Below are 21935 nucleotides of genomic sequence, written 5' to 3'. Positions count from 1 at the left end.
GCGTTGCAGGGACAGCGTGAACCGCCTCGGCCTGCTCCGCCTGTGGATGGTCGTCGAGCGGCTCCGACCTCGCCGGTCGGTTTCGGCGCGTGGGAATCCCCAGTACGCCTTTATTTTGGTCGGGCGAGCAACACATATGAGCGTCATCTGTGAGTTCGAGTTGCAGTCCGCGGATATGCCGCTATGTGCGGTCGCTGCCGAACTGGACACCCGGCTGATCGTCGACACCGTCGTCTCGGGAACGACCGCGGAGCCGGCACTCGTGTTCTCCGCGACGGGCGTCGAACCGGATGCCCTCGAATCGGCGTTGCTCGGCGACGAGTCCGTCGTGGAGTTTGTCGCCATGGACTCGGCTATCGTCGAGTCCCGCTATCGGGTCGTCCTCGATACGGACTACGTCGAGATGTACACCCAGCTCGTCGACCGGCAGACGTATCCGATGGGTGCGCTCGTGACCGAACACGGGTGGAAGGTGAGCACGCAGTTCGCCGACCGAGCAGACCTCGAAGCGTTCCGGGACACCTGTCAGGCCAGCAGTGTCACGTTCCGCCCGCATCGGCTCTGCGAGACGGAACACGGCGGCGACGACTACGGACTCACCGCCCCGCAGCGAGAGGCGCTGCTGGCAGCCCATCGACTGGGCTATTTCGCCGTCCCTCGCGGGGCAGACCTGACGGAACTCTCGGCGGAACTCGACGCGACCACGTCCGCGATCTCGGAGCGCCTCCGACGTGGAACGGACCAGCTGATCGACCACACGATCGCCAGCTCCGAGCAGTGACAGCAGGCCGGCCGGAGCGGAGCGGTTCCGGCGAGACGCCCCCTCTTATAAATTGCTGGACATATGTTGGCAACGGTTAGGGCTGGAGGTTGCGTAGCACTACATGACGGTGACCCAATATGACCATCCACCAGCACCCACACGTCACTGATCGCGACGCACACTTCGTCGGCGGCGGTATTGCCTCTCTCGCTGGCGCGGCGTTCCTCGTCCGGGACGGCAATATGCCCGGCGAAAACATCCATGTCTACGAAAAGCTGGACGTCGTCGGTGGCGCGATGGACGGCGCTGGCGACCCGGACGAGGGCTACCTGATCCGGGGCGGCAGGATGTTCAACTACCCGACGTACGAATGTACGTGGGACCTCTTCGAGACGATTCCGTCGCTCGAAGACGATTCGCGTTCGGTCAAAGACGTGATGGACGAGTTCAACGAAGCGCACCCCTCGTACGCGAAAACGCGGCTGATGCACGAGGGCGAGCGAATCGACGCGGGCGAGTACGGACTGACGAGCCAGCACCGGCAGTCGATAGCTCGGTTGCTCCTCACGCCCGAACCGCGACTCGGTGACACGCGCATCGAGGAGTGGTTCGACGAGTCGTTCCTGGAGACGAACTTCTGGTACGTCTGGGCGACGATCTTCGCGTTCCAGCCGTGGCACAGCGTCGCCGAAGTCCGGCGGTACATGTACCGGTTCCTGCATGAGTTCCCACGCCTGCACACCATGGAGGGTATCGACCGGACGAAGTACAACCAGTACGACTCGATGATTCTCCCGCTCCGGCGCTGGCTCGAAGACAGGGGCGTCACCTTCGAGCACGGACACGAAGTGACGGATATGGACATCGTCCCGTCGCGGACGGGACGCACTGTCGAGCGGCTCTACTGTGAAACCGACAGCGGAACGGAATCGGTCCCGGTCGAGTCGTCCGACCTCGTGTTCGTGACGAACGGGTCGATGACCGACGGCTCGTCAGTCGGCGGGATGGACGAGGTACCCGACCTGAACGAAACCGGCGCGTCATGGGAGCTGTGGAAGTCTATCGCTGAGGACAACCCACAGTTCGGCGATCCGTCGGTGTTCGCGGACAACGTCACGGAGACGAAGTGGGAGTCGTTCACCGTCACCCTGCACAACACCGAGCTGTTCGACCACATCGTGGATTTCACGAACGAGGAACCGGGCAACGGGCTCGTCACTTACCTCGGGTCGAACTGGCTGTTGTCGACGGTCGTCGCCGGCCAGCCGCACTTCGCGAACCAGCCGGACGACGTGAAGGTCTTCTGGGGCTACGCGCTGTTCCCGGACCGGGAAGGGAACTACGTGGAGAAACCGATGTCCGAATGCACCGGCCGGGAGATCCTCCAGGAGCTGTGTTACCACCTGCAGTGCGAGGAACGGCTCCCGGAGATACTCGACGACGTGACCTGCATCCCGGCGATGATGCCGTTCATCACGGCGCACTTCCAGCCCCGGGAACCCGGTGACCGGCCCGAGGTCGTTCCGGACGGGTCGAACAATCTGGCGTTCCTCGGACAGTACGCCGAACAGCCGCGGGACGTGGTGTTCACCGTCGAGTACTCGGTCCGGTCGGCGATGACCGCCGTCTACGAGATGCTCGACCTCGACCGGGAAGTCCCCCCGGTGACCAAACACTACCGGAAGCCCGGTGTCATCGCGGACACTGTCCGCGCCGCGTACCGCTGAGGGAGTCGACGGCGGTACGGGCGCGGACATTCCAGCACTTTAGTATGGTGACGGAGATGGGTGTGTATGAACACACCGCCGCTCGCCGTCCGGAGGCTGCGATGGTAAACCTCGCGCTCTCGGCGGCACAGCTTGTCTTGGCGCTGGTACTCGTGGGACTGAACGGCTTTTTCGTCGCCGCGGAGTTCGCCTTCGTTCGCGTTCGCGGCACCTCTGTCGAACAGCTCGCCGACGAGGGGAAGGCCGGCGCAGGCTCGCTTCAGGCAGTGATGGCGGACCTGGACAACTACCTCGCGGTGACCCAGCTCGGGATTACGCTCGCCTCGCTGGGGCTGGGGTGGGTCGGTGAGCCCGCCGTGGCGGCGCTGCTGGAACCTGTACTGGCCCCGGTCCTCCCGGAGAGCCTCCTCCACCTCGTGGCGTTCGCGATCGGGTTCACCATCATCACCTTCCTCCACGTCGTCTTCGGCGAACTCGCACCGAAGACGTTCGCGATTGCACAGACCGAGCGGCTCTCACTGTTGCTCGCGCCGCCGATGAAGCTGTTTTACTACGTGTTCTATCCCGGTATCGTCGTGTTCAACGGCTCGGCGAACGCCTTTACGCAGTTGCTTGGTGTCCCGCCGGCCTCGGAGACGGACGAGACGCTCGGCGAGCGTGAGATACGCCGGGTGCTGGCCCGGTCCGGCGAAGAGGGGAACATCGACGCGGCGGAGGTCGCCATGATAGAGAGCGTGTTCGACCTCGATGATACGGTCGTCCGAGAGGTCATGGTCCCGCGCCCCGACGTCGTGAGCGTGCCGGCCGACGCCACGCTGTCGGATATCCGGCCAGTCGTTTTCGACGAGGGACACACTCGCTATCCGGTGGTCGACGCCGACGACAGCGACCAGATCGTCGGATTTATCGACGTCAAGGACGTGCTACGGGCCGGCGAGGAAGGCAACGAAAACACGACTGCCGGCGATATCGCTCACGAGATACCGGTCGTCCCGGAGACGACCGCTATCAACGACCTCCTGTTGCAGTTCCGGCAAGACCGCCGGCAGATGGCCGCGGTCATCGACGAATGGGGGTCGCTCGAAGGCATCGCGACAATCGAGGACGTGGTCGAGGCCGTCGTCGGCGACCTGCGCGACGAGTTCGACGTCGACGGCCGCGAACACGCCATCCGCAAGCGAAGCGACGGGAGCTACGACGCCGACGGCGGCGTCCCGCTGTCGACAGTCAGTGAGGCCCTCGGTGTCGACCTCGACAGCGACGCAGTCGAAACCGTCGGCGGGCTGGTACTGAGCCATCTCGACCGCGCGCCGGAAGTCGGCGATACCGCCGAAGCGGCCGGACACGCGTTCGAGGTGACAAGCGTCGACGGCACCCGTATCTCGACGGTTCGGATTCGAGCGAACGACGGCGACACCCCGACCACCGACTGAGCCGGTCCCAGACCCGGGTGACGAGAATAGGGCCAGTCACGGAGTGCCGCCCGTCTACAAGGGAATCAGTCCACGACGGCCGCCAGGCTTCGGTCAACGGCTCGCTCGACGTGCAGCGCCGTCGTGTCGAACAGTGGCGTGTCGGGGCAGTCCGACTGTTCGACGAGGAGTTCGATTTCGGTACAGCCGAGGACAATCCCTTGTGCCCCCGCCTCCACCAGCCCGTTGATGACGTCGAGATACCGCGCTCGTGAGTCGGGGCGCACCTCGCCGGCGGTCAACTCATCGAAAATAATCCGGTCGACATCCTCGCGGGCGCTCGGGTCGGGGACGACCGTCTCGATGCCGTGTGACGCGAACCGGTCGTGGTAGAACGCCCCCGACATCACAGTGTCCGTCCCCAGGACGCCGACGGTCTCGATGCCCGCAGCACGGATCGCCTCCGCCGCCACGTCGACGATGTGGAGGAACGGCACCGAGAGTGCCTCGACCAGTTGGGGCGCGACCCGGTGCATCGTGTTCGTCGCCATCACCACGAAGTCGGCTCCGGCGGCCTCCAGGTCCAGCGCCGCATCGACGAGAATTGACGCGGCGCTGTCCCAGGCCTGGTCACGGATACACTGCTCGATGGCGGCGAAGTTGACGCTCCGGATGACGATATCGCCTGCACTGTGCCCGCCGAGTGCGTCGTTGATTCCGCGGTCGATACGCCGGTAGTAGGTCCGCGTCGACTCGCTACTCATCCCGCCGAGGACGCCGATTGTCTGCATCTCGCCTAGTGGCATCGTGGTGACACTCAGGAGGCCCTTCCCAGCGAGATCGCTTAGCGGTTCCGCCCCCAAGCTCGCCAGTGAGCGTCGACTAGGAGGAGTTGGCCTGGGGTACGCGCTCAGAAGAACTCGGCCAGATACACCGGCTCGGACTGGAACACGGTAGCGAGCGGGTCCCGAACCGAGTCGTCGCGTATCTCCAGGCCGGCCACTCGCGCGGCGGCGTCGACGCCATGGGTCCCGACGGCCAGCTGGGAGAGGGTCGCAATATCCACCGACACGTCGGCCGACGGCGGCTCGTTCCGGTTCGCGACCGAGTCGACGCTCGCCGAGCCGTTCTCCACGGTCAGCCGAAACAAGCCGTCATTGCGGTCGAGCAGCGGGTCGCTGACCGAGAGGGTACAGGCGAGGTCGGTGTCGGGCCAGTCGAGACGTTCGAGATGAGATATGTCGGTGAGCCGCACCATCGGTCCGGCCTCGACGGTACAGTCGACCGCGCCGGGGTCGTCGACGCGATGGAGGAGGTCGGCGTCGGGTGGCAACTGGAGTGTAACGCGCTCTATCTGTGCGCCGTGGGTCCCGAGGAACGCGAACAGCGCGCGGCGACCCTCCTCGTCGGCGGCCGCGAACTGTGTGGCCGAGAGCGTGTGGTCCGCGTCATCCGCGACGGTGTACACGACGTACCCACGGAGGTCCCCGTCGCGTTCGTAGCCGTAGCAGTACGGGACGCCGTCGTCGTCCCAGTCGGCGAGCGTCCGCTCGCGCCACCACGCTTCCGAGCGGCGGAGCGAGAGCGCCGCCCCGGCGGCTGAAGCGGTCTCGACCCGACGGAGCCGCTCCCAGTCGTCGGCGTCGAGGCGGACCAGCTGTCCGGCGGTGGAGTGGTCCGGGAGCGCCGACGGCGGCAGGTCGTAGCGGTGGTAGGTGTTCGCCGTTCCCCAGCCCAGGCGTCGGTAGAACGGCGTCGAGAACGGCCAGAGGGTGACGAACCCGACATCGGCCTCGCGGTACTCGTGTAAGGCGTGCCGACAGAGGTCGGCGGCGTATCCCTGCCCGCGGTATTCTGGTGGCGTCGCGACCGCGCCGAGGCCGCCGACCGTCGCCGCTTCGTCGCGAACGGTCGTGTCGAGATAGTAGAGCTTGCAGACCGCACGAAGGCTGTCGTCGTCGTAGAGGCCTCGCTGGTCGAACAGCGACGGCGGCCAGTCACTATCGGGCTCCGGCGTCACCGGACCCGTTTCGGGCGCGAACGCGTACTGGAGCATCCGCTGGCAGGCTTCGCGGTCAGTCGCCGGGACGGGGCGCAACTCGGACATACCGTCCCAGGTGTTCGCCAGCTACAGAAACCTAGTCATCTGTGGACCGACGCCGTGGCCGTCCCCGAGTACTGAGCCGTCACGGAACGTACCAGATACCCCGGTCACGGTCGAGGACCGACCCGACGACGATGTGCGGGAGCGCGACGATACTGATGAACACGCTCCAGAACGCCACCGCGCCGGGGAGCAGGTCGCTCGTCCCCAGTGGGTTCGGGAACGCCCAGTAGACGGCGACGAGGACGCCGAAGGTGGCCAGCGCCCCGACGACGAGGACGACCCAGGCGCGCAGTGCGACGGTCGAGGGGTCCGCGCCGCCGAGCAGGTCCCAGCGCTCGTCGCCGACCGGCTCTGTTTCGACGGACGCCGTCCGCGCCACCTGTCGGGCGGAGTACCAGAACGGGAAGTACAGGCCGACAGCCACGAGGACCGGAACGAACGTGAAGTACGCCGCCAGCAGCAGCGACTCCCCCGCGTCGACGAGCCACGAACGGCCGCCGCCGCGCACGTAGCCCAGCAGGATGTGCGTCGTCAGGGCGAGCCCGTAGCTTGACCCGATGACGAGCCGAGTCGTGTCGAACGAGCCTGCGTACGACGAGAGCGCCCCGGGTTCGACGAGCCCGACCATCAGCGCGCTGAACGCGTGGAACGTCTGCGGCCAGAACACGATGGGGACGAGCATCACCGCGCCGCCGCGGACGGCCGCTGCGAGCCCGCGCTGGAACCGTGTCCGGAGGTGCTCGGTGCCGCTCGTGGCTTCCAACACCTGCAGGCCGCCGAGGCCACCCTTCGCCATGGCGACGGTCAGCGCCAGCGCGAGGCCGGCGACTGGCGCCACGAGGAACAGGCCGACGAACCCGCCGATGGCCGCCAGATACACCACGACGTAGCGCCAGCGAAAGGCGGGGCGACGGCGACGGAGGTTCTCGAAGTGCTCGTACCCGCCGTGGGGGAGATTGAGCGCGACCATCCCGACGAGATACACCACCATCTGGGCCCGGAGCGGAACTCTGACGCCGACGGTGCCGAGGAGACCGAAAGTGACGGCGAGTACCAGCAGGCTCGCCCGCGAGAGCCAGAGCGACGGATGGCGGTCGGTGTCCCGATGCCGCTGCCAGACGGACCCCAGGCCGGTCGTGGGCATGTCGTGGGCCTAGGGAAAAACTCACAATAAACGATGCAAGCGATTCCAGCAGACTGGGAACAGACCGGTGGCTTGACTGGCGAGATACCCGTTGTGAGGTCCTGGGAATCCAGACAACCCTTTTTCAGTCATAGTCGCTAGCGGCTGCTATGCGTGATGGCCTCCCTCGCGACCGGACGGTGACCGTCGTCGGCGGCGGCTTCGGCGGCCTCTCGGCTGCGTGCTACCTGGCCGACGCCGGGGCCGACGTACGACTGCTCGAACGCCACGACCACCTCGGCGGCCACGCGGGCGTCCTCGAACGGGACGGCTTCCGGTTCGACACCGGCCCGTCGTGGTACCTGATGCCCGACGTGTTCGAGCGCTTCTTCGGGCACTTCGACCGCGAGCCCGCGGACTACTACGAACTGGAGCGGCTGGACCCCCAGTACCGGGTGTTCTGGAAGGACGGCGACCGCGTGACGATGCGGCCCAACCGCGAGAACGCCCGCGAGGTGTTCGAGTCATACGAGGACGGGGCCGTCGACGCGCTGGCCGAGTATCTCGAACGGGCCGAGCGGAACTACGAACTGGCGATGGACCGGGTCGTCTACGAGGGCCGCGAACGACTGCGTGACTACGTCGACACCGACCTCCTCCCGCTCGCGCCGCGGGCGCGGCTGTTCGGGTCGATGGACGACTACGTCAGCCGCTACGTCGACCACCCGAAGCTCCGGCAGTTGCTCGAATACACGCTGGTGTTTCTCGGCGGCGCACCACACAACACCCCGGCGCTGTACAGCATCATGAGCCACGTCGACCTGAACATGAACGTGTTCTACCCCGAAGGTGGCATTGCCGGCGTCGTCGACGGTCTCGGGTCGCTGGCGCAAGAACTCGGCGTCGACATCCAGACCGGGACGGAGGTCCAGCACATCGCCGGCGAAGCGGGCGCATTCGAACTGACTACCGACGACGGTGTCGTGGCCTCCGACATCGTGGTCAGCAACGCCAACCCGGCCCACACCGAACGAAATCTGCTGGACCCTGCAGACCGCGACCACGACCCGGACTACTGGGACGACCAGACCTACGCACCGTCGGCGTTCATGCTGTATCTCGGCGTCGAAGGCGACGTGGGTCCGCTGGCGCATCACTCGCTGGTGCTGCCGACGGACTGGGACGACCACTTCGAGCGGATTTTCGACCGCCCGGCGTGGCCCGACGACCCCGCCTACTATCTCTCGGTCACGTCGAAGACCGACGAGACAGTCGCTCCCGACGGCCACCACGCCGTCGTCGTCCTCGTCCCCATCGCGCCGGGACTCGACGACGGGCCCGTGATTCGCGAGGAATACAGGGAGTTCGTTCTGGACGACCTCGCCGAACAGACCGGCGTGGACCTCCGCGACCGCATCGTCGTCGAGGAATCGGCGTGTGTCAGCGAGTTCGCCGAGCGCTTCGGCGACCCGCAGGGGACGGCGCTCGGGCTGGCCCACACGCTGTTCCAGACCGGGCCGCTCCGCCCCGGCCACCGCGCCGGCCTGGACGGCCTCTACTACACCGGAGCCTACACCACGCCCGGTATCGGGATGCCGATGTGCCTCATCAGCGGCGAACACACCGCCCGCGATATCATCGAGGATAGCCCGTTCGAGATGAAACGGGACCGCTCGGCCTCGACGGCGGACTGACGCCGCGACCGAGTGGCAGTTCGTGGGACGGCTCACAGTGCGCTATCGCGGCACACACCGCGGCGGAGCCTCGAACGGTTTATTGTCCCGCTTCAGGTAACGGGGGCATGGAGAAGCTCCGCGAGTCGCTGCACGAGGCCCCGATCATCGACAAGGATGGATACTCCTACCTGGTCCACCCGCTCAGCAACGGCGTCCCGATGCTGGAGCCGGAACTCCTCCGCGAGGTCGTCGTCGGCGTGACGCGGGCAGCCGACCTCGACGTGGACAAGATCGTCGCGCCGGAGGCGATGGGCATCCACATCGCGACCGCGCTCTCACTGCAGACGGATATCCCGCTCGTCGTCATCCGCAAGCGCTCCTACGGCCTCGACGACGAGGTCCCGCTGCACAAGACCACCGGCTACTCCGAATCGGAGATGTTCATCAACGACATCGAAGCTGGCGACGACCTGCTCATCGTCGACGACCTGCTCTCGACCGGCGGGACGATGGCCTCCATCTGTGAGGCGCTCGACGACATCGGGGCGAACATCTCGGACATCGTCGTCGTCTTCCGGAAACAGGGCGAGTCGGCGCTCGACGACACCGACTACGAAGTGACCAGCCTGCTCGACATCTCGGTCGACCAGAACGGCGTCACTATCCACGACTGATACTGTCGGCTGTAAGTCTGTAAAGAATTTCGCCATCCGGGGTGGCGAATATCTTAAAATAGTTACAGCCAACAGTATGAGCCGGCAGTTCAGGCCGGCTTATTCTCGTTCGACAGCGGCGGCCATGTGCTCTCGGGCTTCCTCGGGCGTCATCCCGCGAACGCCACACGCACAGGAGAGCAGTTCGGGGTCAGTCAGGTCGTCGACCTCCTCGGCGCTGGCCCGTTCGAGCGCGTCGTCCGCGGCGTCGTAGTCGAACGTCACCCGATACGTGACCTGTGCCACGCCCTCGATCTGGTGGGACTCGTCGGGGTCCGGGTTCGCGATGGCGTCGGCGTGCTCTTCCTGCATCGCGGACTTCCACTGTTCGAGGTTCGCCTCGGGGTCCGAATCGTCGGGCATACGCTGGCTGTCAGCGGGGAGACTGAAAAAGCGAGCGCTGACGAGCCGGTCAGGCGGGTGCCGGGTAAGAGGTTGGCTCTCGGAACGCTTTTTCCGCCGGCAGACTCCGGTTTTCCTGTGGTCGACTTCCGCTTCGTCTCCGACCGGCCTCGGCTCCTGTTGGCCGCCGCGACTGTCGTCGCCAGCGTTGCGACGGCCGGCAGCCTCTATCTCTCGCTGGGCCTCGGACTCACGCCCTGTCGGCTCTGCTGGTATCAGCGCATCCTCATGTATCCGCTGGTGGTCGTTCTCGGCATCGCCGCCGTCGAAAACCGTCCCGGTGTCGTCCGGACGGCGCTGCCGCTGGCGGTGCCGGGGGCCGCCATCGCGGCCTACCACTCCTGGCTGCAGGTGAGCCAGACGACTTGCGGCATCGGGGCGGTCAGTTGCGCGCAGATCCAGTACCGGGTGCTCGGTCTGACCGTGCCGAACCTCTCGCTGGTGGCGTTCGTGCTGGTGACTGGGCTGGTCGTCGCGGCGTCCGTGAAGCGGTCGTAGAGTACCGGACAGCCTTCGCCGGGACCAAACCCCTTTTTCGGGTAGCCCCGCGTGGCTCCGGTATGGAATACACCAGACTCGGTTCGACCGGAACGACGGTTTCACAGCTGTGTTTCGGCACCTGGCGCTTCGGCCGGGAGACCGGCGGCGTCGTCGAGACTGACCGTGATGAAGCCCACGAACTGCTGGACGCGGCGTGGGAGCGGGGCATCAACTTCATCGACACCGCCAACGTCTACGGCAACCCCAACGGCACCAGCGAGGCGTACATCGGCGACTGGCTCGACGACTACGACCGCGAGGACTTCGTCATCGCCTCGAAGGTGTACTTCCCCTTCGACGGCCGCGGCGAGCCCGCCCCCAACGACTCTGGTCTCGGCCGCAAGCACATCCGCGCGCAAATCGAAGGCACGCTCGACCGTCTCGACACGGACTACCTCGACCTCTACTATATCCACCGCTGGGACGAGCACAGCGACATCGAGGAGACGCTGTCGACGCTCGACGACCTCGTCCGCGCGGGCAAGGTCCACCACCTCGGCGCGTCGACGATGGCCGCCTGGCAACTGACCAAAGCCCTCTGGAAAAGCGACGTCGAGGACTACGAGCGCTTCGAGGTGACACAGCCGCTGTTCCACGCCGGCTACCGCGACGACGTGAAGGACTACCTCGACGTCTGTGCCGACCAGGACATGGCCGTCTGTCCGTACTCGCCGCTGGCCGGCGGCTTCCTCACGGGTAAGTACGAGCGCACGGACGACGACGACCCGACGGCCTTCGAAGGGCCGGAAGGCTCGCGGGGCTCGCTGTCCGACCGCTTCGAGGACTTCTACCTCTCCGAGCGCGGCTGGCACGTCCTCGACGAGCTCCGCGCCGTCGCGGACGAACTCGACGCCACGCCCGCGCAGGTCGCGCTCCGCTGGCTCATCGAACAGCCGGACGTCACCTGCGTTCCTATCGTCGGCGCGCGCACCGTCGACCAGCTCGACGAGAACGTCGGCGCGGCCGACATCTCGCTGTCCGACGACCAGTTTAACCGGATTGTGAGCGCACGCTACGCCGAGGACGGCGAGCGCTGGGGCCACCGGGCGTAATCGGGATACAAACTGATCGAACCGCGTTGTAGTCGGGACGGTCCGCTGTCGTTCGCAGGAGCGTTCGATCTAATCGTGGCCGGGTCGGAACCCTGACCGACTGCTGACGGCTCTATGATGCCGATTTGCTGGCCCTGTCACCGGACGCAGTCACTGCCTCAGGTGCAATCGTCCCGAACAGCCAGACTGCGCCGCCAGCGACGAGAAACAGGCCGCCAAGCGCCGCAACTGCTGTGGTCGCCGTAGTTGCATCCGCCGCCACCCCAGCAGCAAGTGCCAGCGGCGTCCGGAGAGCCATATACGACATCGAGACCGCGGAGAGCAACGTCGCCCGCCCGACCGCCTCGACATGGTCGTTAATATACCCGTTGGCGATGGGCTGGACCAGCGGCTTTGCGGTTCGTATCGTCGCGAACGTCGGTAGTGCCACGAGCGCAATCCACAGCGGTACCACGAGCGCGACAGCCGTCAGGGCTGGCACGACGATCACGGCTTTGCGGACGCCGAGACGGGCCTCAATTGCGCCGGCGTAGTAGCCGCCAGCGGACGAGACTGCTGTCAGGGCGGCGTACAGCACACCCAGTCCGAGCGCGAGCGCCGCGCCGGCCTCGCCCGCTCGCGCCGCCGCGATCGGACCACCAGCGGGGACCTGCACGCCGAGAGCGGCGACGTACGGCCCCAGCGTCTCGACCGCCATCGGCTGGATGTAGGTGTGAGAAACGCTCAACACGGCATAGAACAGTCCGATGTACAGTATCAGTGCCCGGAGCGGCGGTCGAGCCAGATGCGTGCGGATGACGGCGACGGTTTCCAGCGGATCGAGACGGTCGCCGGAGTCAGCGTCACCACCCCGGTCTGCGTACTGCCGGTTCTTCGGCAACGAAAGCAGTGCGATGGACCCGAGGCTGTTGAAGCCGACCGCAGCAACGAACGGATAGACCGGGTCCAGCCCGTATAGCAGGCCACCGACAACCATTGAGACTGCCGCAGTCCAGTTCTGCATCGCGTCACCCCGGCCGCGGATATGGCTGAACTGCCCGCTGTCGAGTCGTTCAGAGAGTGTATCGTACAGCCACGCATCCAGACTCCCCGAGCGTAACGTCAGCGCCAGCGCCCACAGTGCATAGAGGAAGCCGTACCAGAGGAACCCCGAAGCGAGAACGAAGCCTGCGAGTGAGGTAACGGTGAACAGCACGCTGAGGAGGAGGCTCGCACGCCGCCCGAGCCTGTCACCGACGTAGCCTGTTGGTATCTCGCCGACGACTGACAGCGCCGAACAGACCGCAGAGAGGACGCCGACCTGTGTGAACGTCAGTGTTCGCAGGAGAAACAAGGTGAAAATGGGAGTTATGAATCCGACCGAAATCGTGGCACGGTACAGGTAGTACCGGCGCACTAACCCACGGTCGGATACCGGTCCGAACATACGGACGTTGTCACTTTCGGGGGACTAAAGCACTTCCTGAAACGCGATTCAGTACAATTTTTGACAGGAGAGCACAGATATCAGCACCCAACGATAGTACTGCAGGGTACTGTGAATCGTCAGACCGTTTCCGATGGGTCGGTGATCTCATCAGCGGCCGGATACACGCCGACCTGGTCGCAGTGACCCGCCAGCGGGCAGGCGTCGGGGTCGTCCAGACAGGCGGGCTTCCGGGCGCTACAGTACTCCCGGCCGAACTGAATCATCGCCGTATGGCCGAAGCCGCATTTCGCCGCAGGGACGTCGCGCTCCAGATATTCGCGGACAGTCTCGTGGTCGGCGTCGGGCGGGGCCAGTCCCATCCGGCGGGCGATGCGGTGGACGTGCGTGTCGACGGGGAACACGCCGCCGCGGCCGCCCGCGAACAGCAGGACGCAGTCGGCGGTCTTCGGGCCGACGCCGTTCATGTCGAGCAGCGTCGACCGCACCGCCTCGGGGTCGCTGTCGCGGACGAACTCGTCGAACCCGACCTCACCGCCGTACTCCTCGCAGATACGCTGAGCGAGGGCAACGATGCGTTCAGATTTCTGGTTGTAGAGCCCGGCCGAGGAGATGGTCTCGGCGAGTTCGGGCTGGTCGGCGTCGGCCAGCGCGCGGGCGAGGTCGGTGTCGGCGTCTCCCTCGCCGTCCGCGTCCCCGCCGTCGCTCCCGTACCGCGCCATCAGTTCGTCGTGGGCCGGCTGGCTCGCCTTGTCGGAGGTGTTCTGGCTGAGAATCGTCCGAACAAGACACTCGAAGGCGTCCCGGCCGCCGTAGGTCTTCGTCCAGTACATTTCGCCGAGGCGGTCCACGATAGCTTCGGCCCGCGTCCCAGCCGTTTCCGGGTCGAACGTGGCTGACTGGCCGCCGCCAGCGGTCCCGCCGCTGATGTTCTCCGCTGGTTCCTCGTCGTTCATAGTCGATGTCAGGGCTGGCGAACCCAAAACGCCTGCCCCGAAATTCCGCACCAGTGCAGGTTCGTCGGACGCCGGTGGCTAGGAAGAATCGGTGTTCCAGTGTGGTCCACGGCAAAGGACCTGAAATGGGGCGTCCTTGGGGCGAGACGCCCACGGGACAGACACGAAAAACTCGTGGCGCGCGGCGACGGGCTATGCCCACGGTGGTCGTCGCCGCGAAAGATGGTCGAGACTGACAGGTCAGTCCACGTTTACGTCCTGACTCTCACCTCCTGTCGGGCGGCGGGTGCGCGGACGACAGGGACGGCAGTACCCGACTCGCTACGGCGACAGATATCCCGCCTCGATGTGGCCTGTTCGTCCGGCATACAATCATTTAGGCTACCCTAAAACACAAAAAGCCATCGGTTTCTAGGCGGGCCAAAAAGAAGCCGTCGATTACTCCTCGACGATGACGGTGCCAACCATCCCCGCGGCTTCGTGCGGAATACAGACGTAGCCGTGCTCGCCGGCCGTCTCGAACGTGTGAACGTAACTCTGACCGGACTGCACTGCCCCTTCCCCGTTCTCCCATCCCTCGCGTGCGGCCGATTCGCTCTCGAATCCGCCGGAGGCCCAGTAGGTCGCGTCCTCCGGAATCTCGTCCTCGTAGGCGGTGACCGAGTGCGGTTCGCCGCCGACGTGTTCCCAGGCGACTTTGTCGCCGACGCTGACGGTGAGTTCTTCCGGTGCATACGCCACTGCTCCCATGTCGACGACGTGGTCGACGTCCTCTGGAACGCCCTCGACGACGTTCGGGCCGCCGGACAGCGACGACTCGGTCTCCTCGGACTCCTCGCTGCCGTGGCCACCGGACCCGCTCGGGGCGCTGTCGACAGCGCCGACGACAGCGAACTGCCCGGTTCGCGTCGCATCCGCCATCCGCGTCGGGTTGCCGTCGCCGTTCGTCAGCCCCTTCGAATAGTCGCTCAGCGCTGCCTCGAAGTTCTCGTAGGCGTCGTGGTCCGCTTCCTCCAGCATCTCGTGGACCCGGGCTTCCTCGAAGGTCGCGAAGACGTCCTGTACGATGGCCGTCGCGGCCTCCCCGTTGCCGCCGGCGCTCCCGGCGATGGCGTACGCCGCCGCGATGGCCTCGTCGTTGAACGCTGTCGCCGCACTGGTGACATCCCCACCGTCCTGAGCGGCGGCGCGAACGTCCGAAAGCGTCGATTCGAAGGTCTCGTAGATTTCCTCGTCGGCTTCTTCCAGTGCCTCGTGGAAGCCCGCCGCGCCGCTCTCGAAGTGAGCGAAGGTGTCCTGAATGACAGTCGCCGCGCGGTCGGTTTCCGACAGCGCCGCGAGCCCGGTCGCGTCGAAGGCCCGACCGATCATGTAGTCCGCCTCCGCCCCGCTGGCGACGGCCGTCGACAGGGCTGCTTCGAAGTCAAGCAGGGCCTGCTGAACTCCATCGTGGTGGGTCGCCACAGCCTCGCTGTCATCGTTCTCGTAGGCCGACTGGAGCGACACGAGGTGCTCCTCCTCGAAGCGGTGGTAGAGGTCCTCGCTCTCCTCCTCCATCGTCTCGTGGAACCCGAGTTCGTTCTCCTCGAAGCGGGCGAACACGTCCGAGACGACAGCCGCCGCGCTGTCGGCGTCACCGAGGCGATACAGTTCCCGGGCGTCCGCAATGCGTGCACGGAAGAAGGCTGACTCCAGCGCCGCCCGGGCGTCCTCGCCGCCGACCAGCGCTTCGATACCGGTCACGAGGTTCGTATCGACCGTTTCGGCGGCACTGTCGATGCCGTCCCCGCTACCGCTCTCGATAGCGCTGGAGAGGTCCTCCAGTCCACCTTCGAAGGCTTCGTACGCCTCGCCGTCGGCCTCCTCAAGCGCGTCGTGCGCGTTCGCTCCCTCGAAGTGAGCGAAGACGTTCTCGACGGCCGTCGAGGCTGCATCGGCCGCGTCGTTGGCAGCGAGCCAGTCCGCATCGGCGATCCGGGCACGGTAGCTGTTCAGCGTGACCGTGTGCGCGTACGCCTGCCCGGGATCGCCGGCAGACGCGAGCGCGGCGGCGTCCCAGCCGCGGGCCTGCATCGTCGCGAGATGACCGGCACCAGCGACCGCCTCTTGCTGGACCAGCGCATACGCGCCCGTGACAGTCGCATCGAGCGCGGCGCGGGCCTGTTCAGTGACGCCGCTTGCGTCTTCGTTGCCCGCGGCGGAACCGATTCCGGCCAGTGCGTTCTCGAAGGCTTCGTAGGATTCCGCATCTGCATCCTCGATCTGGCTGTAAACCAGCGCATCCTCGAACGCGGTCGTCGTCTCCTCCGCGATGGCGGCGGCCGCTTCGAAAGCGCCCAGCGTCGCGGCCATGGCGGCATTGCTCGCCCGACTGCCCAGCACGAGCAGGTCCAGCACTCTGGTGGCCTGCTGTCCGCCAGCGGCCTGCTGGGCCGTCTGGAGATGACCCGAAGCCTCGTCTGCTGCCGAGGCGGCTTCGGATACGTCGCCCTCGGACAGCGACGACTGGACGGACCCGAGCGCGTCCTCGAACCCCTCGTATGCCGACTCGGACGTGGCTTCTAGCTGTTCGTGGGCTCCGTACTCGCCCGACGCCCCCTCGAAGCGGGCGAAAACGCTCTGGGCGACGGTCGCCCCTGCACCGGGTGCACCGGCCCGGCCCAGCGCGACGGCGTCGTACAGCCGCGCCCGGTAGACGTTCCACTCAGTCGCAACAGCGGTCATCGGCCCGACCGAGACGCCGCTTTCGTCCCCCTCGTCGGTTTCTGCAACCGTTCCCTGTTCTGTCGCTGCTTCGGTGTCCGCTGACGCCGTGTTCGGTTCGGACGACCCCTGGCTTGGACAGCCAGCGAGAAGTCCCGTCGCAGCGATCCCCACCGTCTTCAGCAAGTCGCGTCTCTGTGGCATACAGTCGATTAGGCAGGCCTAAAAGACTTAACAGCACCGATTTTTCGGCGAGCCTAAACTCTTTCGCGGCTACACGTCGTCACAGAGACAGCGCTACAGTTTCGCCGGTACTGACACCGAACGCTTCGTCGCCGCGGCCGCGGTTGACGGCGAGTTCGACGTTCCCGTGGCTGCCGACGGTGACGAGTCGCTGGCCCTGGTCGACGGCGGCGTAGGCTCGATGGACTGGGGCCTCGACACCGTCGACCGAGACCACCCCGCCGAACCGATCCGCGAGGACATCGCCGGGGATGTTCGTCACGGCGTTCCCGAAGTCATCGACGACGAGTACCTCGCCGGTCGCTCCGTCACCCTCGACTGCGGCCGCCGGGAACCGAAGGTCGACATAGTCGTCGGTCGGGTCGGTTTCGGGCCGTGTCTGGATAGTATCGACGCCGGTGTCGTGGACGGCCGCTGCGGCGGGCGCAAACACGTCCCGCCCGTGGAACGTCGTGCTCGCGGGGTCGTCGTAGGTCCAGGTGAACACCTCGAACGTGTTCGCTGCGTCGTTCTCGTTCTCAGCCAGTTCGCGGGCGACCGGCAGGAGGACGCCGTTGTCCGGGCCTACGAGCGCGTGCTCGCCTGCGCGAACCACGAGGGCGTCTCTGCCGGTCCCGACACCCGGGTCTACGACGACACAGTGGACTGCCGGCGGGAAGTACGGGAGCGTCTGCGTGAGCCAGAACGCTGCCGCCCTGACATCTTGCCGCGGAAAGTCGTGGGCGATATCCTCGATACGCGCGTCCGTCGCCCGACAGATGACGCCTTTCATCGCTGCGGGGTACGGCGAACCGAAATCGGAACTCAGCGTAATCATCAGTCGTCTAAGTCGTCGAGCGATTCGGTGACCGACTCGTCGCTTGCGGTGTACCGTTCGAGCGAGTCGCTGTCTGAAACGTGCTGGAGTCGTTTGATACCGTGGATCTCCTCGATAACGTTCACGACAGACGACGGGACCCGGTCGCGCCAGGACTCGTCGTCGATCATCCGCTGGCGGATCTCGCTGCCCTCAAGTCGGTCGCGGTCGAACATCGGCGACTGACGGACCTCGATGCCGGCCTCCTCGAACAGTCGGACGACCAGCGGATTGTTCGAGTATGCCACGTCGAAGTCCGGGCACATGCTCTCGACGTGGCTCACCCAGACGGCGTTGCGATTGATATCCTCGAGGGGCACGACGTAGGTCGTCAGGTCGTACTCCGCGACGGCCTTCGTAATCATCATGATTCGCTCGCCGGCCGTGAAGGGGTCGTGAGTGGTGTGTGAATCGTCGGCGCTTCCGATGCCCAGAACGAGTTCGTCCACCTCATCGGCGATACGTTCGACCATCGAGTGATGGCCGTTGTGGTAGGGCTGGAAGCGACCGATGTAGAACCCACGCATATTCCCCAGTGGGTGTGGTGGTTTGATAAACCCGACGACGCGGTACTACCGGAATACAAGCACACCCAATTCGGGCGCTGTACTGCGGTTTCCGGGGTGTTGCAACAACCGACACGGGGAGAAAGTATATCAGTCGACAGGCCTTCGATGAGGATGTTAGCAACGTTTGTATGAGCGACAACACCGACACCGACGCGACTCCCGACCCTGACCGGGAGGCATCCGACGCTGGGGAGGAAGAGGCGTCGACCAACGGGGCCAAACAGGACCCCGACGAACCCGCCTCTGAGCCCTCGGCCGACGAGCCATCCGACCCGTCCGAGGAGCGATGGGGCAGCGAGGGAGAAACGTCCGAAACGACACTCGGAAGCGATGTCCAAGTTGACGGCGAGTCCGAACTGGACGGAGACGAGGAGAATCTCCTCGGCGGTCTCGAGATCGAGTCGACCGCCGACATCGAAGTGCCAGACCGACTCGTCGACCAGGTCATCGGGCAGGACCACGCCCGTGACGTGATCAAGAAGGCGGCCAAACAGCGCCGCCACGTCATGATGATCGGCTCCCCCGGAACGGGGAAGTCGATGCTGGCGAAAGCGATGTCCCAACTGCTTCCGCGGGAGGAGCTGCAGGACGTTCTCGTCTATCACAATCCCGACGACGGCAACGAGCCGAAAGTTCGCACCGTCCCAGGCGGCAAAGGGGAACAGATCGTCGAGGCCCACAAAGAGGAGGCCCGCAAGCGAAACCAGATGCGGACCTTCCTCATGTGGATCATCATCGCCATCGTCATCGGCTACGCCCTGATCCTCGTCCAGCAAGTCCTGCTGGGGATTCTCGCGGCCGGTGTCATCTATCTCGCGTTCCGCTACGGTTCGCGCGGCAGCGACGCGATGATCCCGAACCTGCTGGTCAACAACGCCAACCAGAAGACTGCGCCGTTCGAGGACGCGACGGGCGCTCACGCCGGCGCACTGCTGGGCGACGTTCGCCACGACCCGTTCCAGTCAGGCGGGATGGAGACGCCGAGCCACGACCGCGTCGAACCCGGTGCCATCCACCAGGCCAACAAGGGCGTGCTGTTCGTCGACGAGATCAACACGCTCGATATCCGCAGCCAGCAGAAGCTGATGACGGCCATTCAGGAGGGCGAGTTCTCCATCACGGGCCAGTCCGAGCGCTCCTCGGGCGCGATGGTCCAGACCGAGCCCGTCCCCTGTGACTTCATCATGATCGCGGCGGGGAACCTCGACGCGATGGAGAACATGCACCCCGCGCTGCGCTCCCGTATCAAGGGGTACGGGTACGAGGTGTACATGGACGACACCATCGAGGACGACCCCGAGATGCGCCGGAAGTACGCCCGGTTCATCGCGCAAGAGGTCGAGAACGACGGGCGGCTCCCGCACTTCACCGAGGAGGCCGTCCAGGAACTCATTCTGGAGGCCCGGCGTCGCGCCGGCCGCAAAGGCCACCTCAGCCTGAAGTTCCGTGACCTCGGTGGGCTGGTCCGCGTCGCCGGCGACATCGCCCGCGCCGAGGACCGCGACCGCACCGAGCGAGCGGACGTGCTACAGGCCAAACGCCGGTCCCGGTCCATCGAGCAACAGCTCGCGGACAACTACATCGAGCGCCGCAAGGACTACGAGCTCACCGTCAACCAGGGCGACGTGGTCGGCCGCGTCAACGGGCTCGCCGTCATGGGCGAGGACAGCGGTATCGTCCTGCCCGTCATGGCCGAGGTCAGCCCGTCACAGGGTCCTGGCCAGGTCATCGCCACCGGACAGCTCAAGGAGATGGCCGAGGAGGCCGTCCAGAACGTCTCGGCGATTATCAAGAAGTTCTCCGACGAGGACATCTCCGAGAAGGACGTCCACATCCAGTTCGTTCAGGCCGGTGAAGGCGGCGTCGACGGGGACTCCGCCTCTATCACCGTCGCCACCGCGGTTATCTCCGCGATAGAAAACGTTCCGATCAAGCAGAACCTCGCCATGACCGGCTCGCTGTCGGTCCGGGGCGACGTGCTCCCGGTCGGCGGCGTTACCCACAAAATCGAGGCGGCTGCCAAGTCCGGCCTCGATACGGTCATCATCCCTGAAGCGAACACACAGGACGTGATGATCGAGGACGAGTACGAGGACATGATCGAGATCATCCCCGTCTCGCACATCTCTGAAGTCCTCGAGGTCGCCCTCGCCGGCGAAGCCGAGAAGGACTCGCTGGTCGACCGCCTCAAGTCCATCACGGGCAAGGCGCTCGATCACGAGGTCGGCCGGCAGAGCGGCAGTCCAAGTCCCCAATAGATGCCCGAGTGGGCCGCGTTCGTCGGCCTGACGGGGTTTCTTTTAACCGCGCTTCTCGGTCTCGCACGGCTCTCGCAGGGAGCCGTACGGTCCGACGGCGGCGTCTCGTCGACAGTCGACAGTACTTCGATGGCCACCGAACCCCAGAACCCGACTCTCCCACGCTTCGAGACGCAACGGGCGGCGGCCCAGCGACGGCAGATGCAGGATACGCTCGCCCCGAATGACCTCTCGACAGGGGCCTTACTTGCCAACGTCGCGTTCACGCAGGGGCTGTTCGGCGTGTTGCTGGTCGCCAGCGCGTTCTACTTCGAAATCCCGGCCAGTGCGTTCGGTATTACTGCGGACGCTCTCTCGACTGGACTGCCGGCGATAGCCGTCGGCATCGGCGCTGGCGTCGGGTTCTGGCTGGGCAACGAACTCGCCGCGGCGCTGGCCGACGGCTTCGGCGTCGCCTTCGACGAGTCGCTGCGGGAACTGCTCGCCCCGGACTCGGCCGGCGGCTGGCTCCTCCTGCTGGGCGGCGTCCTGCCGGTCATCGCCGTCGTCGAGGAACTACTCTTCCGGGCGGCCGCTATCGGCGTCCCCGTAGCCGGCCTCGACGCGCCGGCATGGGCGATGGCGATCGTCGCCTCCGTCGCCTTCGCGCTGGGCCACGGCGCACAGGGCCGGGTAGGCATCGTCGTCACCGGAACGCTGGGGCTCGCGCTCGCCGGGCTGTTCATCGCGACAAACAGCCTGCTCGCCGTCGTCGTCGCTCACTACCTCGTCAACGCCCTCGAACTGGTCGTCCACGAGGGGCTGGGCGTCGACCGGCTCTGGGCCTAGAGGCCCTCGATAGCGCGGAGTTTCTGCTCGACGGGCGGCGGCGCGGCGCTCGGTCCGTCGCGAACCCGATGGTCCGGAATCAACAGCGGCACGGGGTTCGCGGCCAGCGCCTTCCGGACCTGCGCAAGGTCATCCTCGTCGTCGTCATCCAGATCTGGTGTCATCCGCGCGACCTGTGCAACTGAGGCGTCTTCGCCGTAGGGGATCTCTCGGACGGCTTCGAGCACTGTGCGCTGGTCCGTCGGGACAGTGAGACCGACGGTGACATCCGTGAAATCGTCCTCGACCCCCTGGAGATACTCGTCGATGCGGTCAAGCAGGGCGTGGTTCTCGCTGACATCGTCCTCGGGCTGAGAGGGGAACGACAGCGAGATGATCCGGTCGCCGGCCTCCCCGAGCTGGACGTATCGGTCGAGATACGACGACTCGCGGGCGTAAATTCCTGCGTCCCCGGTCGGTGCTTCCATACTAGCGTCGTCGGCCGGTCGCCCCTTCAACATTCGGCCTTGGATTGATTGAAGAGACAGACTGGGAAGCGATTTCGAACAGCCAGAAAGCTCCGAGGCGCTGGGAAGACGACA

The 21935-nt window shown here is 65.7% G+C and carries 19 protein-coding genes; 9 read left to right on the top strand and 10 right to left on the bottom strand.

Annotated features, from left to right (window positions below):
- The first annotated feature begins 136 nt into the window (after positions 1-136).
- The 3 genes from VI234_RS01140 (at position 137) to VI234_RS01130 (ending at position 3923) form a co-directional block, all read left to right on the top strand.
- On the top strand, positions 137-781 hold the full coding sequence (locus VI234_RS01140; RefSeq protein WP_008312344.1) for a helix-turn-helix domain-containing protein: 645 nt from the start codon (positions 137-139) through the stop codon (positions 779-781).
- Positions 782-900: 119 nt separating this feature from the next.
- A complete protein-coding gene (locus VI234_RS01135) occupies positions 901-2490 on the top strand; it encodes an oleate hydratase (protein WP_008312341.1) in 1590 nt (529 codons plus the stop codon).
- A gap of 56 nt (positions 2491-2546) precedes the next feature.
- A complete protein-coding gene (locus tag VI234_RS01130; RefSeq protein ID WP_336329293.1) occupies positions 2547-3923 on the top strand; it encodes a hemolysin family protein in 1377 nt (458 codons plus the stop codon).
- A gap of 65 nt (positions 3924-3988) precedes the next feature.
- On the opposite strand, the gene VI234_RS01125 is transcribed toward VI234_RS01130, so the two are convergent.
- From VI234_RS01125 to VI234_RS01115, 3 genes are all read right to left on the bottom strand, one after another.
- Complete coding sequence (locus tag VI234_RS01125) at positions 3989-4708, bottom strand: aspartate/glutamate racemase family protein (RefSeq protein ID WP_049943060.1); 720 nt, start codon at positions 4706-4708, stop codon at positions 3989-3991.
- A 104-nt stretch (positions 4709-4812) separates the two neighbouring features.
- Positions 4813-6009, bottom strand: a complete 1197-nt coding sequence (locus VI234_RS01120) for a GNAT family N-acetyltransferase (RefSeq protein ID WP_336329021.1) — start codon at positions 6007-6009, stop codon at positions 4813-4815.
- A gap of 79 nt (positions 6010-6088) precedes the next feature.
- A complete protein-coding gene (locus VI234_RS01115; protein ID WP_336329020.1) occupies positions 6089-7153 on the bottom strand; it encodes a Brp/Blh family beta-carotene 15,15'-dioxygenase in 1065 nt (354 codons plus the stop codon).
- 149 nt (positions 7154-7302) lie between these two features.
- Here VI234_RS01115 and VI234_RS01110 point away from each other — a divergent pair, with 149 nt between their 5' ends.
- Together VI234_RS01110 and hpt are read left to right on the top strand one after the other, a co-directional pair.
- Positions 7303-8826: a phytoene desaturase family protein gene (locus VI234_RS01110; RefSeq protein ID WP_336329019.1), complete on the top strand. Its 1524-nt coding sequence runs from the start codon at positions 7303-7305 to the stop codon at positions 8824-8826.
- Between the two features lie 107 nt (positions 8827-8933).
- Positions 8934-9482 carry a hypoxanthine/guanine phosphoribosyltransferase gene (gene hpt, locus VI234_RS01105; RefSeq protein ID WP_008312331.1) on the top strand — a complete coding sequence of 183 codons (549 nt, stop codon included), beginning with the start codon at positions 8934-8936 and terminating at the stop codon, positions 9480-9482.
- Between the two features lie 99 nt (positions 9483-9581).
- Here the strand turns inward: hpt and VI234_RS01100 are convergent, their stop codons facing one another.
- Complete coding sequence (locus tag VI234_RS01100; RefSeq protein ID WP_008312330.1) at positions 9582-9884, bottom strand: hypothetical protein; 303 nt, start codon at positions 9882-9884, stop codon at positions 9582-9584.
- 117 nt (positions 9885-10001) lie between these two features.
- Between VI234_RS01100 and VI234_RS01095 the strand changes: the two genes are divergently transcribed.
- Both VI234_RS01095 and VI234_RS01090 read left to right on the top strand, forming a co-directional pair.
- Positions 10002-10421 carry a disulfide bond formation protein B gene (locus tag VI234_RS01095; protein ID WP_008312328.1) on the top strand — a complete coding sequence of 140 codons (420 nt, stop codon included), beginning with the start codon at positions 10002-10004 and terminating at the stop codon, positions 10419-10421.
- Positions 10422-10483: 62 nt separating this feature from the next.
- Positions 10484-11515 carry an aldo/keto reductase gene (locus VI234_RS01090; protein ID WP_336329018.1) on the top strand — a complete coding sequence of 344 codons (1032 nt, stop codon included), beginning with the start codon at positions 10484-10486 and terminating at the stop codon, positions 11513-11515.
- A 112-nt stretch (positions 11516-11627) separates the two neighbouring features.
- Here the strand turns inward: VI234_RS01090 and VI234_RS01085 are convergent, their stop codons facing one another.
- From VI234_RS01085 to VI234_RS01065, 5 genes are all read right to left on the bottom strand, one after another.
- Positions 11628-12941, bottom strand: a complete 1314-nt coding sequence (locus VI234_RS01085) for an MFS transporter (RefSeq protein ID WP_336329017.1) — start codon at positions 12939-12941, stop codon at positions 11628-11630.
- 119 nt (positions 12942-13060) lie between these two features.
- A complete protein-coding gene (locus tag VI234_RS01080) occupies positions 13061-13897 on the bottom strand; it encodes an endonuclease III domain-containing protein (RefSeq protein WP_336329016.1) in 837 nt (278 codons plus the stop codon).
- A gap of 438 nt (positions 13898-14335) precedes the next feature.
- Positions 14336-16804, bottom strand: coding sequence for a DUF5059 domain-containing protein (locus tag VI234_RS01075; RefSeq protein WP_336329015.1), 2469 nt, complete (start codon positions 16802-16804; stop codon positions 14336-14338).
- Positions 16805-16883: 79 nt separating this feature from the next.
- Positions 16884-17660, bottom strand: coding sequence for an SAM hydrolase/SAM-dependent halogenase family protein (locus VI234_RS01070; RefSeq protein WP_008312307.1), 777 nt, complete (start codon positions 17658-17660; stop codon positions 16884-16886).
- Positions 17660-18226 carry a nicotinamide-nucleotide adenylyltransferase gene (locus VI234_RS01065; protein WP_008312306.1) on the bottom strand — a complete coding sequence of 189 codons (567 nt, stop codon included), beginning with the start codon at positions 18224-18226 and terminating at the stop codon, positions 17660-17662. Before VI234_RS01065 ends, VI234_RS01070 begins: the two co-directional genes overlap by 1 nt.
- A 170-nt stretch (positions 18227-18396) precedes the next feature.
- Here VI234_RS01065 and lonB point away from each other — a divergent pair, with 170 nt between their 5' ends.
- A complete protein-coding gene (lonB, locus tag VI234_RS01060; RefSeq protein ID WP_008312305.1) occupies positions 18397-20526 on the top strand; it encodes an ATP-dependent protease LonB in 2130 nt (709 codons plus the stop codon).
- Positions 20527-21354: a CPBP family intramembrane glutamic endopeptidase gene (locus tag VI234_RS01055; RefSeq protein ID WP_336329014.1), complete on the top strand. Its 828-nt coding sequence runs from the start codon at positions 20527-20529 to the stop codon at positions 21352-21354.
- Here VI234_RS01055 and VI234_RS01050 read toward each other — a convergent pair.
- Complete coding sequence (locus tag VI234_RS01050) at positions 21351-21854, bottom strand: MGMT family protein (protein ID WP_080504330.1); 504 nt, start codon at positions 21852-21854, stop codon at positions 21351-21353. The two genes, VI234_RS01055 and VI234_RS01050, sit on opposite strands and share 4 nt — an antisense overlap.
- Positions 21855-21935 lie beyond the last annotated feature (81 nt).

The sequence above is a fragment of the Haloarcula sp. CGMCC 1.2071 genome (genome assembly GCF_037078445.1).
GTDB classification, from domain to species: Archaea; Halobacteriota; Halobacteria; order Halobacteriales; family Haloarculaceae; genus Haloarcula; species Haloarcula amylolytica.
Note: the sequence above shows the minus strand (reverse complement) of the source record. Positions and strands in the feature narration are given on the sequence as shown.